General features: G+C 68.4%; 14 protein-coding genes. 5 read left to right on the top strand and 9 right to left on the bottom strand.

The genetic code is table 11. The annotated features are described in order from the left end of the window. Window positions 1–188: hypothetical protein (locus G5C60_RS42300; protein ID WP_165268044.1), on the bottom strand; the 188-nt coding region annotated here is incomplete at its 3' end. Between the two features lie 205 nt (window positions 189–393). Between G5C60_RS42300 and G5C60_RS42295 the strand changes: the two genes are divergently transcribed. Further along, window positions 394–1,611, top strand: coding sequence for a pyridoxal phosphate-dependent aminotransferase (locus tag G5C60_RS42295; RefSeq protein WP_165268042.1), 1,218 nt, complete (start codon window positions 394–396; stop codon window positions 1,609–1,611). 33 nt (window positions 1,612–1,644) lie between these two features. On the opposite strand, the gene G5C60_RS42290 is transcribed toward G5C60_RS42295, so the two are convergent. Then, the gene (locus tag G5C60_RS42290) at window positions 1,645–2,652 is read right to left on the bottom strand and encodes a helix-turn-helix transcriptional regulator (protein WP_165268040.1); all 1,008 of its coding nucleotides are present in this window, start codon (window positions 2,650–2,652) and stop codon (window positions 1,645–1,647) included. 145 nt (window positions 2,653–2,797) lie between these two features. Between G5C60_RS42290 and G5C60_RS42285 the strand changes: the two genes are divergently transcribed. After that, on the top strand, window positions 2,798–3,259 hold the full coding sequence (locus tag G5C60_RS42285; RefSeq protein ID WP_165268038.1) for a VOC family protein: 462 nt from the start codon (window positions 2,798–2,800) through the stop codon (window positions 3,257–3,259). Between the two features lie 91 nt (window positions 3,260–3,350). Here the strand turns inward: G5C60_RS42285 and G5C60_RS42280 are convergent, their stop codons facing one another. The 4 genes from G5C60_RS42280 to G5C60_RS42265 form a co-directional block, all read right to left on the bottom strand. Beyond that, a complete protein-coding gene (locus G5C60_RS42280) occupies window positions 3,351–3,884 on the bottom strand; it encodes a YbjN domain-containing protein (protein WP_165268036.1) in 534 nt (177 codons plus the stop codon). Window positions 3,885–4,012: 128 nt separating this feature from the next. After that, window positions 4,013–5,638 (bottom strand): recombinase family protein, encoded by a 1,626-nt coding sequence (locus tag G5C60_RS42275; RefSeq protein WP_165268034.1) that lies wholly within the window; start codon window positions 5,636–5,638, stop codon window positions 4,013–4,015. Between the two features lie 54 nt (window positions 5,639–5,692). Beyond that, window positions 5,693–8,305 carry an ATP-dependent chaperone ClpB gene (clpB, locus tag G5C60_RS42270; RefSeq protein ID WP_165268032.1) on the bottom strand — a complete coding sequence of 871 codons (2,613 nt, stop codon included), beginning with the start codon at window positions 8,303–8,305 and terminating at the stop codon, window positions 5,693–5,695. Window positions 8,306–8,641: 336 nt separating this feature from the next. Beyond that, window positions 8,642–8,977 (bottom strand): Rieske (2Fe-2S) protein, encoded by a 336-nt coding sequence (locus G5C60_RS42265; RefSeq protein ID WP_165268030.1) that lies wholly within the window; start codon window positions 8,975–8,977, stop codon window positions 8,642–8,644. A gap of 300 nt (window positions 8,978–9,277) precedes the next feature. Between G5C60_RS42265 and G5C60_RS42260 the strand changes: the two genes are divergently transcribed. Continuing rightward, a complete protein-coding gene (locus tag G5C60_RS42260) occupies window positions 9,278–10,288 on the top strand; it encodes a helix-turn-helix transcriptional regulator (RefSeq protein WP_165268028.1) in 1,011 nt (336 codons plus the stop codon). Between the two features lie 23 nt (window positions 10,289–10,311). Continuing rightward, entirely contained in the window at window positions 10,312–11,319 is a 1,008-nt protein-coding gene (locus tag G5C60_RS42255) for a LuxR C-terminal-related transcriptional regulator (RefSeq protein WP_165268026.1), read from the top strand. Here the strand turns inward: G5C60_RS42255 and G5C60_RS42250 are convergent. The 3 genes from G5C60_RS42250 to G5C60_RS42240 form a co-directional block, all read right to left on the bottom strand. Beyond that, complete coding sequence (locus G5C60_RS42250; RefSeq protein WP_165268024.1) at window positions 11,261–12,316, bottom strand: helix-turn-helix transcriptional regulator; 1,056 nt, start codon at window positions 12,314–12,316, stop codon at window positions 11,261–11,263. The genes G5C60_RS42255 and G5C60_RS42250 overlap by 59 nt on opposite strands. Window positions 12,317–12,763: 447 nt before the next feature. Continuing rightward, a complete protein-coding gene (locus G5C60_RS42245; protein ID WP_165268022.1) occupies window positions 12,764–13,420 on the bottom strand; it encodes a DUF3887 domain-containing protein in 657 nt (218 codons plus the stop codon). Window positions 13,421–13,598: 178 nt separating this feature from the next. Continuing rightward, window positions 13,599–14,225, bottom strand: coding sequence for a Uma2 family endonuclease (locus tag G5C60_RS42240; RefSeq protein WP_241267471.1), 627 nt, complete (start codon window positions 14,223–14,225; stop codon window positions 13,599–13,601). A 446-nt stretch (window positions 14,226–14,671) separates the two neighbouring features. Here G5C60_RS42240 and G5C60_RS42235 point away from each other — a divergent pair. Beyond that, window positions 14,672–15,800, top strand: a 1,129-nt coding sequence (locus G5C60_RS42235) for a circularly permuted type 2 ATP-grasp protein (RefSeq protein WP_165268018.1), incomplete at its 3' end; no start/stop codon positions are given.

The following is a 15,800-nucleotide window of genomic DNA, read 5'->3' as shown; positions in this document are numbered from 1 at the left end:
CCGCAGGACGACCCGCCTCCGCAGGACGAGCCGCCCCCGCATGAGGAGCCGCCGCTGGAACTGCCCCCGTCCCCGGCCCACCAGCTGCCGCCGGCCCTGGAGCCGCGTGAACGTGAGCGCGAGCGTGAACGTGAGAGTGCGATGACAACCACTATGAAGATCACCGCCAGGATGATGCCCGTAGCCATGGCGTCACCCTCCTTTCGTTCCCCCGAAGCGGCCCCCCGTGGGCCTTGCTTCTTGCGTGTGTTGTTTGCCTGAGTTTTTTTGCCTGTGTTCTATGCCCGTGTTCTTTGCGTGTGTTCTTTGCGTGTGTTCTTTGCGTGACGGTGGGATGCCCGCGCGTCCCACGGCCCAAAGCAGAGTTGAGCAAGTCCAGAGGTTGAGCGCAGGATGGCCGCCATGACCTCCACCGCGCGCCCGCTCCTCAACCGCCGCCTCGCCGAGTTCGGGACGACGATCTTCGCCGAGATGTCGGCCCTGGCCGTGAGCACCGGCTCGATCAACCTCGGCCAGGGCTTCCCCGACACCGACGGCCCCGAGGAGGTCCGCGAGGCGGCGGTACGGGCGCTGCGCGACGGCCGCGGCAACCAGTACCCGCCGGGCCCCGGCATCCCCGAGCTGCGCACGGCGATCGCCGCGCACCAGGAGCGCCGGTACGCGCTCACGTTCGACCCCGACACCGAGGTCCTCGTCACGGCGGGCGCGACGGAGGCGATCGCGGCGTCGCTGCTCGCCCTGCTGGAGCCCGGCGACGAGGTGATCGCCCTAGAGCCGTACTACGACTCGTACGCGGCCTGCATCGCGATGGCGGGCGGCACCCGCGTCCCCGTGACGCTGCGCCCGCACGAGGGCCGCGGCTCAGCCACGGCCGGACACAGCTTCCGCCTGGACCTGGACGAGCTGCGCGACGCGGTCACCGACCGCACCCGCCTCCTGTTGATCAACACCCCGCACAACCCCACCGGCACGGTCCTCACCCGCGCCGAACTCACCGCCATCGCCGAGCTGGCCGTCGAACGCGACCTGCTCGTGGTCACCGACGAGGTGTACGAGCACCTGGTCTTCGACGAGGCCGAACACATCCCGCTCGCGACCCTGCCGGGCATGCGCGAGCGCACGGTCACCATCGGGAGCGCCGGGAAGTCGTTTTCGTTCACCGGGTGGAAGGTCGGCTGGGTGACGGCGCCGCCCCCGCTGGTCTCGGCGGTGCGCTCGGCGAAGCAGTTCCTGACGTACGTGGCCTCGGGCCCCTTCCAGTACGCGGTGGCCGAGGCGCTGGCGCTCCCCGACGCGTACTTCACGGCCTTCCGCGACGACATGCAGGCCAAGCGGGACCTGCTGAGCGCGGGCCTCGCGGAGGCGGGCTTCGAGGTCTTCCGCACGGCAGGCACGTACTTCATCACCACCGACATCCGCCCCCTCGGCGAAACGGACGGCTTCGCCTTCTGCCGCGCGCTGCCCGAGCGTGCGGGCGTCGTCGCGATCCCGAACGCCGTCTTCTACGACCACAGGGAGGCGGGGGCGCCGTTCGTGCGCTTCGCGTTCTGCAAGCGCATGGAGACGCTGCAGGCGGCTGCCGAGCGACTGCTCAAGCTGCGGCAGTACTGACCCGGTACCGGACCCGGTACACGAGCAGGTGGCTCATGACTCCTCCATGGCCGGATCCGGCATCGGGGAGGTCGTCGCACCGGCGGACAGCAGTCTCTGCGCCAGAGCGCGACAACGGCTCCCGAGCTCCGGGGGGTCGAGCGCCTCGAAGTCGTGGCCCAGCAGAAGCACGTGCATGATCACGGCGTCGAGGGCGGCCGCGCCACTGAGCACCTCGCAGCGCTCGTCACCCCGCGGTCGTACGACGGCTGCCGACGCCGAAATCTGCGCGCGCACCGTGTCGGCCGACGCGTGCACGAGGAAGCGCGCCTGGTGCGGGTAGACCCGGCTCGCCACGCCCTCCTGCACATACGTCGCCGCATCGGGCACCGGGCGCGGGCGAAAGCGCCAGGCCCGTGCGGACACCTCGGTCATCCGGTCGACACGGAAGCTGCGCCAGTCGTCGCGATCGAGGTCGTAGGCGAGGAGGTACCAGCGCCGGTCGGAGGCGACCAGCCGGTAGGGCTCGACCCGCCGCCGTCGCACCTCACCCCCGGACGGGTGGTAGTCGAAGCTAGCCTCGACCTCGTCGCGGCAGGCTCTGGCCAGTGCCATGAGCACCTCGGGGTCGACCGGTGTGCGGCCGCCACCGAAGGACTCCACCGAGCCGGAGAGCGCGCGCACCTCGTGCCGCAGCCGGCTGGGCAGCACCTGGTCGAGCTTGGTCAGCGCCCGGAGTGCGGCGTCGCCGGCGCCCGCGACCTCGCCACCCGCGCCGGCGAGCAGCGAGACCGCGGTGGCGATCGCCTCCTGGTCGTCGAGGAGCAGCGGCGGCAGGTCCCGCCCCGGGCCGAGCCGGTAGCCGCCGCCGACACCTTGGGCGGCATGCACCGGATAGCCGAGGGCGCGCAGCCGCTCGACATCACGCCGTACCGTGCGCGCTGTGACCCGGAGCCGGTCGGCGAGCTCGGGGCCGGTCCAGACCTGGCGCTGCTGCAACAGCCCCAGCAGGGTGAGCACCCGCTCCGTGGTGCCCAGCTCCTCTTCGCTCGCCACACCCATGTCGCTCACTCTGCCAGAGACAGCGGACCGATCCTGTCCGCCAGAGATGTCACGGTGGCTCCATGGACGCAGACGAGTTCGACTGGAACCGGAGGCTGTGCGACCTCCATCTGCACACGGACCCTGCCGCGAAGGGAGCAACACGATGAGCCGCCACTTCCAGGTCACCTTCGACGCCCACGACCCGCGGGCGCTGTCGTCCTTCTGGCGCGACGTACTGGGCTACGTCCACCCCGGCCCGCCCGGAGTCGACCTGCCCCAGGGCGCCGACCCGCTGGCCGCATGGGACGACTTCCTCGCGGGGGTCGGCGTACCGGAGGAGCGGCGCAACACTAGGTCGGCGATCGAGGACCCGGACGGGAACGGCCCGCGGGTGTTCTTCCAGCAGGTACCGGAGGACAAGGTCGCCAAGAACCGCGTCCACCTCGACGTCCGAGCGGCTCCCGGACTGCAGGGGGAGGAGCGGATGGCGGCGCTGGAGGCCGAGTGCGACCGGCTCGTCGCGCTGGGAGCGAAGCGGGTACGCCGCCACGAGCCCGCTCCCCCGTTGGACGCCGGGCACATCGTGATGACCGACCCCGAGGGCAACGAGTTCTGCCTGGACTGACGCGGCTCAGCTGTACGGGAAGAGCCCGGCCGGGGTGCGCGACGCTGTGGTCGCCGCCCCGGCCGGGCTCTTCTTCGCGTACACCCGGGGACTACTCGTCGCCGTCGGGCTCCTCGGCGTCGTTGACCTCCTGCTCCAGGCCGAGCTGCTCGACGAGCCACTTGTCGAACTCGATGGCGGCCCGCACCCAGCTGACCGTCGAGGACACGAAATGCTCCAGGCTGACACCGGTACCGATCAGCATCTGCGCCTCACCGATGAGGCGGACGGTGCCGTCGTCGTGCGTGTGGCTGTAGACCTTGGGCCACAGCGTGCGCCGGTTCCAGTCATCGATCGACTCGAGGAGCTGGGGCTTCTCGTCGATCTTGTGCGGCCGGTCGTAGAACGTCCGCACCGAGAAGACCTGCTGGTCCCCTTCGCCACGGAACATGAAGTACGTACGGAACTGCTCCCACGGCGCCGCGAGGTCACCCTCGTCGTCGACGACGTACTTCAGCTCCATCTGGTCCAGGAGCTGCTTCACGAGGTCCTGATCCGGGACGACGGGGCCCGCCGGTCCACCGCTCTGCGGCTCTGGCTCGGGCTGGCCCCCGAAATTCGGAATCGAGGACGGGTCGATGGACATACTTGGACACTCCTGCGGTCGTCTGGCTCGTCCGGCCAAAACTGAGACCAGACTTACACGCCCCACCCTCTCTCGCTGGGCCCCTGCCCGGCAACTTCCTCGACTGATGAGCCCCATGCGTGGCCGAATCAGCGACGGGCGTGCCAGAAACCCGGCCCCATCCCTTTGGACCCACGGAGCTCTACGAAGTACCGGCGCGCTCCTTCCTCGTGGCCGTCCATCTCGTCAGCAACCGCTGTTCCTCCGCGTGGGTTGAGCGCTCCCGCCTCCTGCTGCGGTGACGAAGGGAGATACATGTGCACAGTCCCCGCCCTGTGCGTCCCCTCACAGAAGAAGCGGACACCGGCCTTGAGGAGGAGCGCCGCCCGGCTGTCCCAATCCGGGTCAGCAACCCAGCGTTCGCCGTAAACGGCACCCGTCGGCTCCTCGTTCCACCGGGCGTGGACAACTGGTTCGGCCTCGAGCCTCTCGACGGTCTTCGCGTGCTCGTCCATCTGATTGGCCAGGGCCTCGACGGCTGTCGGGCTGGCTGCCTGCCCAATGGCGGCAGTGAGATTGGCGAGTGCCTGCCGCAACTCGGCGATGGCCGCGGTGTGGTCCCGGCCCGGTGTGTAGGTGCGCTTCATTTCGGTCAGCTCACCGGCCTTGTCCAGAAAACGCCTCTCTACCGTCTCGTAGAGACGATCGGCCCGCCACGTCGAAGGGGCCTCGCAGCGATTCATCTCGGAGACGGAACGACACTGGTAGTAGTTGAGCACCTTGGTCGTACCGTCGGCCAGGCGATTCTTCTGATGCCGTACGTACAAGGGCCTGCCACAGATGCAGAAGACCACCCCGAGCAGAGGCGTGCTCCAGCCCTTGGCCCGCCTGCGCTCCCCCTTGCTCTCGGTGATGAGCGCGTCCTGGAGCGCCGCGAACTCCTCGGAGGTGAGGATGGGATCCGTCCAGACCAGCGGCTGGCCATCCTCGTCCGTGACGGGCTCGGAACGATGCATCATCACGCCCATCAGGGCCGGCGACCTCAGCATGTTGCGCAACGGAGTCACCGACCAGAGGGTCCCCTTCTCCGGCCTGCGCTCATGTTCCGGAAGATCCTTGTTCTGCTCCCTGCGCTGATGGTCCCGGGCGCTCGGGACACCTCGCGCATTCCAGTCCCTCGCCACCGCGCAGACCGTGTCGCCGCCCTCGACCATGCGCTCGTACGCCTCGCGCACAAGCCGCGAGGTGCGGGGGTCGACAGCCAGACGTTTCCGGGACTCTCCCAGGTGAGTGAAGACCTCGGCGCGGTAGCCGAAGGGCCAGATTCCGCCGTTCCACAGCCTGTTCTCACGGAAGAACTGCGTACGATCAAGCTGCTTGGCCTGGACTGCCTTGCGGTACTTGGCGGCTTGGGCCGCCTTGATACCCGCCAGCATCCGCCCGTCCTCCGAGTGGATGTCGAACGTCGGATCGTCGAGGACCTCGATGTCCTTCCCGTTCTTCAGGACCCAGTCGACGAAGTGCCACCAGTGCATGTCGTCGCGAGTGATGCGGTCCTGTTCGGTGACTATGAGGACATCCCACTCATGCACCAGAGGATCAGCGAGCCACTTCCTCAGACTGGGCCGCTGGTCGAGGTTGACAGCCCCGGAGATGGTGGCGTCGACGACGCACCCCACCTCGTCGTAGCCGCCCCGCCGGACCGCGATGGTAAGTGCCTCGTCCTGCCGCGTAAGCGCCGATGACGCCTCAGTGTCGCGGCTGATGTACCTCATGGTTACGCGGCCCGGAGCACCTGCCCCTGGCCGCGACCATGACATCCCTCAGGGCTACAGCGTCTTCCCTGTCGCCGGCCCCACGATCAGACCATCCCCGAACGAGTCCACGCGGACCGTGTCGCCGTCCTTGATCTCGCCCGCGAGGATCTCCTTGGCGAGGCGGTCGCCGATGGTGGTCTGGACGAGGCGGCGCAGGGGCCGGGCGCCGTAGGCCGGATCCATGCCCTCGTCCGCGAGCCAGGTCAGGGCCTCGTCGGTGACCTCCAGGGCGAGGCGGCGTTCGGCCAGGCGCTTGGCGAGGCGGTCGATCTGGAGCCTGGCGATGCGCTCCAGCTCGGGCTTCGTCAGGGCCGAGAAGACCACCAGGTCGTCGAGGCGGTTGAGGAACTCCGGCTTGAAGGAGGCGCGGACGACCTCCAGGACCTGCTCCTTCTTCTCCTCCTCGCTGGTGATCGGGTCGACCAGGAACTGGCTGCCCAGGTTCGAGGTGAGGATCAGGATGGTGTTGCGGAAGTCGACCGTGCGGCCCTGCCCGTCCGTGAGGCGTCCGTCGTCCAGCACCTGGAGCAGGATGTCGAAGACCTCCGAGTGCGCCTTCTCGACCTCGTCCAGCAGCACCACGCTGTACGGGCGACGGCGCACCGCCTCGGTCAGCTGGCCGCCCTCCTCGTAACCGACGTAGCCGGGCGGGGCGCCGACCAGCCGCGACACGCTGTGCTTCTCGCTGTACTCCGACATGTCGATACGGACCATCGCCCGCTCGTCGTCGAAGAGGAAGTCCGCGAGCGCCTTGGCGAGTTCGGTCTTGCCGACACCCGTCGGGCCGAGGAAGAGGAAGGATCCGGTGGGGCGGTCGGGGTCCGCGATACCCGCGCGCGTGCGGCGTACGGCGTCCGACACCGCCCGTACGGCCTGGGTCTGGCCGATGAGCCGGCGGCCCAGCTCCTCCTCCATCCGCAGGAGCTTCTGCGTCTCGCCCTCGAGGAGGCGTCCGGCGGGGATGCCGGTCCAGGCGGCGACGACGTCCGCGATGTCGTCCGCGCCGACCTCCTCCTTCACCATCGTGTCGGACTTGGACCCCGACTTGGACGCCTCCTCCTCTTCCTCGGAGGCGGCCTCCAAGTCCCGTTCCACGGCGGGGATCTCGCCGTACAGCAGCTTGGACGCGGTGTCGAAGTCGCCGTCGCGCTGGGCGCGTTCGGCCTGCCCGCGCAGTTCGTCGAGCTTCTCCTTCAGCTCACCGACGCGGTTGAGGGACTGCTTCTCCTTCTCCCAGCGGGCGGTGAGGCCGCGCAGCTCCTCCTCCTTGTCGGCGAGGTCGCGGCGCAGTTTCTCCAGGCGCTCACGGGAGGCGGGGTCGGTCTCCCTCTCCAGCGCCAGCTCCTCCATCTTCAACCGGTCCACGACGCGCTGGAGTTCGTCGATCTCGACGGGCGAGGAGTCGATCTCCATCCGCAGCCGGGACGCGGACTCGTCGACGAGGTCGATGGCCTTGTCGGGCAGGAAGCGCGAGGTGATGTAGCGGTCGGAGAGGGTGGCGGCCGCGACGAGCGCGCTGTCCGCGATCACGACCTTGTGGTGGGCCTCGTACCGCCCCTTGAGCCCACGCAGGATCGCGATGGTGTCCTCGACGGTCGGCTCGGCGACCAGCACCTGCTGGAAGCGCCGCTCCAGGGCCGGGTCCTTCTCGATGCGCTCGCGGTACTCGTCGAGGGTCGTGGCACCGACCATGCGCAGCTCACCGCGGGCGAGCATGGGCTTGAGCATGTTGCCCGCGTCCATGGCGGAGTCGCCGCCGGCCCCGGCACCCACGACGGTGTGCAGCTCGTCGATGAACGTGATGATCTGCCCGTCGGAGTCCTTGATCTCGGCGAGTACGGTCTTCAGCCGCTCCTCGAACTCACCGCGGTACTTGGCGCCCGCGATCATCGCGCCGATGTCGAGCGCGACGAGCCGCTTGTTCTTGAGGGACTCGGGCACGTCCCCCTTGATGATCCGCTGGGCGAGTCCCTCGACGACGGCGGTCTTGCCGACGCCGGGCTCGCCGATGAGGACGGGGTTGTTCTTCGTACGCCGGGACAGCACCTGTACGACGCGCCGGATCTCCTGGTCACGGCCGATGACAGGGTCGAGCTTCCCCTCACGCGCGGCGGCCGTGAAATCGGTCCCGAACTTTTCGAGTGCCTTGTACTGGCCCTCGGGATCGGCTGTGGTCACGCGACGCCCTCCCCTCGCCTTCTGGAAGGCCTCCAGCAGCTTCTTCGCACTGGCGCCCTGCTGGGAGAGTACGTCCCCGGTCTGACCGCCCTTCGCGGCGATGCCGATGAGCAGGTGCTCGGTGGAGAGGTACTCGTCACCCAGCTCCTTGGCCCGCTCCGCGGCGTCGGCGATGACGGCCAGCAGCTCGCGGTTGGGCTGCGGCGGGGCGACGGTCGAGCCGGTCACGCTGGGCAGCGTGCTCAGCACGCGTTCGGTGCCGGCCCGTACGGCCGCCTGGTCCGCCTCGACGGCGGCCAGCAGGTCGGTGATGTTCTCGTTGTCCTGCCCCTCGAGCAGCGCGAGCAGCAGGTGCGCGGGGGTGAGATCCGGGTGGCCTTCGGACACGGCCCGATTGCTGGCCGCGTTGATCGCGTCCCGGCTCCTGTTGGTCAGCTCGGCGTCCACGTCCGCTGTCTCCTCCTTGCGTCAGCCGTCGGCGTCCGTTTCAACGTCCGTTTCAACACTGCCTTCGGCAACGTACACAAAGTTGAGTCTATTCCACTCAAGGAGACTCGTGCGGGTATCTGGCAGGCATCTCGGCGGGCGACTTGGCGGCATCCTGGCCGTACAACTGGGACCACGTTGACACCGGCTCGACCGTGCGACTGAAACCAGCCCCTCTTCGCGGTGCCCATACCTGGAGATTCCGCACAAACTGCAGCGGCGTCACCGTGTTCAGGTCACGGTGACGCCGCTGCGGGGGGAAGCACCTGCGCGATCTACTACGACGGGGGAATCGCGTCAGGCACTGCGGGGGGTGGCTGAGATGGTTCGTACGTCCGGGACTTCCGGCTCGACCAGCCGGTGGTCGCGCTGGTCGAGGTTCACAAAGATCATTCCGTACCGGATGGCACACCGCACTGGCTGCGGCGCTCCTCGCGGACGCCGCAGACACCGGTACGCCCGCACGTCGTCGTCCTCGTCCCGGGTGACGACGACCGGCTCACCGAAGACGGTCACCATCAGGGAGTCGCCGCTGTGGGGGATGGCGGTGACCAGGTCGATGAAGTGCCAGCCGGAGCGATAGGCGGTGGCCATTTCGCGGCGGAAGGAGCGGTCGTCTGGAGGGGTGCTCATGAGTTGTCGGGGATCGTCGAGTCCGCCGGAGGGTTCCCCCATCCCGTATCAGCGGGCTGAAGGGGGCCACTTCCCCAGCCGGTGTCCGCGCGTCCGTCTTCCCCAGGCGGCGCTGCCGCGGCGCTCACGGCACCGAAGACCACGGCCGCAGAGAAAGCAACGGCAAGCGCCGAGCGAAGCAATCTCCTGTACATAGTCGGCTTTGTCCTCACTCGATGAGTTCCCTTCCCCCCGTGCCAGGAACGACGATGGCTCATTCAGGCACGTGGATGCCACAGGGGCGATGCATCATGTTCCTGCATGTTCAGGACCCTGGGGGGTGCAGATTTGGCAGCAAAAGACTCACAACGGACACATCCCCACGACATCACCGAGTTGTGTGACGAGGGAGCGCAGCTTTACGCCAGCGCGCTGAGTACCGGGCGCATCGCCCGGGCCGAGGTGGAGGCGACGCCATGCCTGCTGGATTTCGCCCTGCTGCATCCCGATCCCGACGACGCCAATTGGCTGCGGCCGGTTCCCCCGTCGGTCGCGCTCGCACAGCATCTTCACCCGCTCGAACGCGAGATCCTGGACCGTCGACGCCAGTCCATCGAACTGACCGAATCATTCGAGCCGTTCATGGCCCTCAGCGCCCTGGCTCCGGCTCCCACCCATGCGATCACCGTGCTGGAGGGCAACAACCGGATCAACGCCGCGCTCAACCTCGCCACGGCCGAGGCCCACACCGAGGTGCTCACCGTGCAGCCGGGGGGCGGTCGCAGCGAGCACATCCTCATCCAGGCCCTCGAACGCGACCGCCCTCTGATGGACCGCGGCGTGAGCATGCGCACGCTGTATCAGCACACGGTCAGGCACAGCCTCGGCACGATGGCGTACGTCGATCAGATGTCCGCCGGCAAAGTCGAGATCCGGACGCTCGAAGAGCTCATCGGGCGGCTCATCATCTGCGACGACACGGTCGCGTTCATACCGGCCCAGGACGACCAGCCAGTGGCTCTGGAACTCCGTCATCCAGGCCTCGTGAAGTACCTGATCAAAGTCTTCGAGCATCTGTGGCGCCGCGCGACCCCCCTGCACGACCAGGTCCCCTACGAACCCACCCGCGACGGCATAAGCGGCGTTCAGCGGTCCATAGCCAAACTTCTCGTGGAGGGCCACGTCGACGAGGCCATAGCGCGCCGTCTGGGCATGAACGTACGCACCTGCCGAGCCCATATAGCGAAGCTGGCCACCGCCTTGGGCAGCGGCAGCCGGGCCCAACTCGGCTTTCTCATAGCGCAGTCGGGGATTCTGGACAAGGATCACTGAGCGCCGGGAGAAGGGAGCTGCGAGTGGCCACCGAGGCGCACGGGCACAGAGCGGAGGAGCTGTGCGAGGACGGGACCGAGTTGTACGCCCGTGCTCTGCGCGAAGGCCGCGTGCCCAGCGAGGAGGCGGCCGACGCTGCCCCCTGCCTCGTCGACTTCGGCCTGCTGCACCCGGACGTCGAGGACACGCGGTGGCTGGAGCCCGTCGCGCCGGCCATTGCCCTTCACCGGCTGCTGCGACATATGGAAGACCGCATCGCGGACGAGCGGCGGCGCGAAGAGCGGCTCGCCGCGGTGTTCGAACCGCTGATGCGGATCGACGGCCCCCGTACCGCGGCGGCGGACACGCCGACGATCCGCGTTCTCAGCGGCAAGAAGCGGATCAACCTGGCCATCACCGACGTCATGGTCAATGCCTCCAGTGAGCTCCTCGCCATCCAACCCCACACCAGTCACATCGGCCCCGACCCCCGGATCCATGTCCAGGCCCTGAGCCGCGACCAGGAACTGCTCGACCGAGGGGGCCGCATCCGCACCCTCTACCAGCACACCCTCCGCCATGCGCCCACCGTCCTCGCGCGCTACGAACACCTCAACGGCGACGTCGAAGCCCGCACCCTGGACGAAGTCACCGAGCGCCTGATCATCATCGACCGTACGGTCGCCTTCATCCCCGCCAGCAAGGACCGCGAACTCGCCCTGGAAGTCCGCCACCCCGCCCTCGTCACCTTCTTCACCACCGCCTTCGACCGCCTCTGGCGCCTGGCCACTCCCATGTACCCCCAAGCCGCCCAGCAGCCTTCGGCGAACGGCATCACCGCCCGTCAACGGGCCATCGCCGGCCTCCTCATCGAAGGCCACACCGATGCCGTGATCGGCGACCGACTCGGCATGAACGTACGGACGGTACGCGTCCACATCGCCAAGCTCGCGGAAGCGCTCGGCAGCGAAAGCCGAGCCCAACTCGGCTACCTCATCGGCCAGTCGGGGATTCTGGAGCAGCCGGGCGAGCGGCCGGACCGGGAGCGGTGACCGGGAGCAGTTCGGAGGAGCGGGGCGGGCCGTCGAGGCCCGCCTGGGCGATGCGGACCCCCAGCTGCGTACGGCTGGCGGCGCCGAGCGTCTCCGAGAGGCGGGCGATGTGGGCCCGGCACGTACGGACGCTGATGCCCAGCCGCTCCGCGACCACCGCGTCCTGATGCCCCTCGGCCAGCAGCGCCGCGATGGACCGCTCGCGGTGCGTGATGCCCTCGATGCCCGTGTCGGGGAGGGGAGCCGTCAGGGGGATCGCCAGCCGCCAGAAGCGTTCGAAGACGGTCACCAGGTAGTCGACCAGGGCCGGGTGGCGCAGTTCGAGGGCGATCGTGCGGTCCGTGTTCGCGGGGATGAAGGCGACCCTGCGGTCGAACACCAGCAGCCGCTCCACGACCTCGTCGAGCGTACGGGCCTCCGCCGCGTCGCCCATCAGCTCCATGTAGTTCAGCAGGCCCTGCCCGTGCCGGGCCACATGCGTGTAGAGGTCGCGCATCCGGATGCCGCGCCGCCGCAGCGCGAGTGCCCGGTGCAGCCCCTCGGTCAGCTCGTCCTCGCGGCGGATCCCGCCGGGCTGCACGGTCAGCACCTCGGTCGTGCACGCTTCCGTCGCCTCGTCCACGGCGGCGCGGATACGGGGCAGCCCGTCGAGAACGCGGATCGCGACGCCCTCACCGGGGGCCTGGGCGTGGCCGCCGAGCTCGGTGTACCACTCGAAGGCGGTGACCGCCGCGCCCATACGGGACTGGGTCGCGGCGACGTGCTCGTGCATCTCGCGCAGCAGCCGCGTCATGACCTCCTGCGGCGAGGTCGGCACGAGCCACCTCATGTCGTCGGGGTCGGGATGCAGCAGCGCGAGCTCGACCAGGCAGGGCACGGCATCGGCGTCCTCGCGGGGCACCCGGCCGCGCCGTACGGCACGGGAGTACACCCGATCACCGGCCTCGCACAGCCGGTCAGCCCCGTGCGGATGCCCGTCCGTCCCGCGCTCGACCATCTCCCACCCCTGGTTCCAGCCCCGTCCGCAGCGCAACTATGGGGCGCGCCACCCGCCTCCGCAACACGGCTCGACCCCCTCCGTGGATCTTAATGACCTGATATCTCACGGATTGTCCGCACCTCCGTATGCCTCACTGCAGCAACATGAAGGCGGCGAGGAACCCATGTTCGGTGCATGGTGGACACGCTTGCCGCCGATGCCGAGGCGCACCGAGGCAGCCATGGCCCAATACCCTCGCTCGCCCGGACGGCCCCGCCGCCGCGACCGGAATGCGAAAGTCCCCCGTGAGCTGCCCGAAATCCCCGAGTGATCGCCGCGTTCCCTGCCGCACCCACCGTCAGGCCATGGCCGAGATATTTGACGCATACCCGTTGGCCAACGCGTGGGACGAGACGGTCGAACAGCGGGGTGGTGATCAGGACCGCCTACGCGCCCTCTTGGCGGTCAGGGCGTTTCGGGGGTGAGGATGAACAGGCCGCTGACTTGGCCTTCTTTGTTGAAGGTGGCGCGGCCTTTCATCTGGCCGGCTTCGAATTCCAGCGGGATGTCCACGACGGTGTGATCGCCGAGTTGCCGGACCAAGGGTTTGTCCATGCGTTCGTAAGTGCCGACCATGCCGATGATCTGGGCCCAGGCGGCGGCCAGCTGGTCGGGCGGAAGTTGTGCGGTCATCGTGGGGTCGAAGTGAGCGACGATCTCGTCGTGTTGTCCTTCGATCCAGTTGACGAACAGGTCGGTCGCGCGGTTGGCGGCGTCCGGGAGCGCGGCGTTGCTCATCGATTCTCCTGTCCGTGGGTCGATGGGGCGTCCGAAGCGTTGGAAGGCGGCCTGTCGGCTGACGCCGAGCAGGTCACCGATCTCCTGCCAGGTGTGGCCGGCGGCGCGGGCTCGCTCGACACTGGCGCGCAATGCGGTGTCGGACAACGCGTCCAGGTCGCGCGCGATCTGCACGCTGGTGAGCTCGGCGGGCACTGCGTTGTTGCGCTCGGTGACGTCGGCGAGCAGGCGGGAGAGCGCCATCATCTTTGCGGCCAGTGCCGCGAGCTCACTTCGCGGACCGCTCACGCTGTAAAGGTTCTCTTGACACCAGCGGTGCGTCAAGGGTGCCTTTACAGCCTGGCATGCGGCGGCCACCGCATGCCGCTGCAGGGGCGCCCAATTCCGGGTGATACGGGTCTGACCGGGCACCCGCGCCCCTCGATCACTCCCGTGAGCTACCAGGTGAGGCCAGGACCGCCTACGCCTCGCGGGCAAGGAGCGGCCCTGGCCGCGGGACCGCTCAGCCTCGCTTCGGACCCGTGATCCCCTCACCGATCACGAACCCCTTGGCGGGCCCTTCGGGGATGGTGACCTCGGTGCCGTAGGGGACGCGATGCACACCGACCCAGTCGGCCTTTTCGGGCTGGGGTTCGGTGAGGACGGTGACAGTGCCCTGAGCGTCGTAGTCGTCGATGATCACGTAGACGGGGATGCCGGCGCGAGCGTATTCGCGGCGCTTCTTCACGCGATCGCGCTCCCGGCAGCGCTTGTCGGGGGAGACGACCTCCAGGACGAGGCGTACAGCTGCGGCAGTAACGCCCAGGCCGTCGGACGTGACGTATCGATCCGTGTCCCTGGGGACGATGAAGAGGTCCGGCACCAAGGCGCTGCCTTCGTGGAAGACGTTGATGTCATTGCGGGCGACAAAGTCTCCGTCCCTCAGGAAGATCACCAGCTCATCCCGAAGAAGATTGATGACGTTACCGTGCGAATAACGGCCGGTGGGCGACACCTCGATGGCGCCCTCGATGATCTCAGCGCGGTAGCCCTCGGGGAGTTCCATCGCCTTCCATGCCTGCCACACGACTTCGTCGAGGCTGGGCCCGTTCTCAGGCACGCATACGGGCTCGGTCCTGATCTCAGTCATGGTCTCGAGCCTTTCTTGCGCAAGAGCAGTCATGGTGGCGTCACCTCCTCAAGCGTGGGCTTGGCGTGCTTGGGACACAAGCAACGCGATCACGGTAGCGACGCCCCACGCGTCGGCGATCTCCGGGACGAGGGGTGGTCCGCGGCCCCCAGCAGGCGGCCAGCCCGGCCTCTGCGACAGGTGTGGCCGGAGGATCGTGGCTCTCGTCGTACACGCTCACCCGGAGCAGGACCGCTGTGAGCCGCCCCCGGAGCATCGCGGTGTTCTTCGTATGCAGGTGAACGTTGGTGACCAGCTCCGAGGTGCAGAGTGTTGCCGGCAGGACGAGGGAACAGGCGGGCTCATTATTCGTCGCCGCCCCCTCGCCCCACCCCGCGATCATCCCCGTGAGCTGCCCGAAATCCCCGAGTGATCGCCGCGTTACGTACCACATCTACCGTCACGTCATGGCGGACATATTTGACGCATACGCGTTGGCCGATGCGTGGGACGAGATGTTTGAGCGGCCGGGTGAGGTCAGGACCGCCTATGAGCCGGTGCTGGCGGCACTTCAACCGATGGAACCGGCCGAACTGCGGTTCAGGGCCGACCAGATGGCACGCGCGTTCACGGACCGCGGGGTGACCTACGCCTTCGCGGGCGAGGAGCGGCCCTGGCCGCTCGATCTCGTGCCACGGGTTCTGGACGCGCTCGAATGGGATCTGATCCAGCGCGGGGTCGCACAACGGGTGAGGGCTCTCGAGGCCTATCTCGCGGACGCGTACGGGCCGTGCCGGGCCTTCGAGGACGGGGTGGTGCCCTGGAGACTTCTCCTCAACTCCGGGCACTTCCACAGAGCCGCGCACGGCGTGGAACCGCCGGGCGGCGTACGCATCCACGTCGCCGGCATCGATCTCGTACGCGACGAGGCGGGCGACTTCCGGGTCCTGGAGGACAACGTACGGGTCCCGTCCGGGGTGTCGTACGTGATCGAGAACCGGCGCGCGATGACCCGGATCTTCCCCTCCCTCTTCGCCGAACAGCACGTACTGCCGGTCGACGGCTACGGGCAGCGCCTGCTCGCGGCGCTGCGCGCGGCCGCGCCCGACGGGGTCGGCGACCCGCGCGTCGTCGTCCTCACGCCCGGCCCGAACAACGCCGCCTACTTCGAACACGCCCTGCTGGCCCGGCTGATGGGCGTGCAGCTGGTCGAGGGCCATGACCTCACGTGCCGCGGCAACCGCGTGTGGATGCGGACGACGCGCGGCGAGATGCCGGTCCATGTCGTATACCGGCGGCTCGACGACGACTTCCTCGACCCGCTCCACTTCCGCCCCGACTCCGTGATCGGCTGCCCGGGCATCATGAACGCCGCTCAGGCCGGGAACATCACACTCGCGAACGCCGTCGGCAACGGCATCGCGGACGACAAGCTCCTCTATACGTACGTACCGGATCTCATCCGCTACTACCTCGGCGAGGAACCGGTCATCCCGAATGTCGAATCGTTTCGTCCCGAAGAACCAGGGCAGTTGGAGGCTGTTCTTGACCAGCTGGACCAGTTGGTCGTCAAACCCGTCGACGGGGCGGGCGGGC

The organism is Streptomyces scabichelini (assembly GCF_011045015.1).
Classification (GTDB): Bacteria; Actinomycetota; Actinomycetes; order Streptomycetales; family Streptomycetaceae; genus Streptomyces; species Streptomyces scabichelini.
The sequence above is the reverse complement of the archived record's forward strand: the minus strand, read 5'-3'. Positions and strand labels throughout refer to the sequence as shown.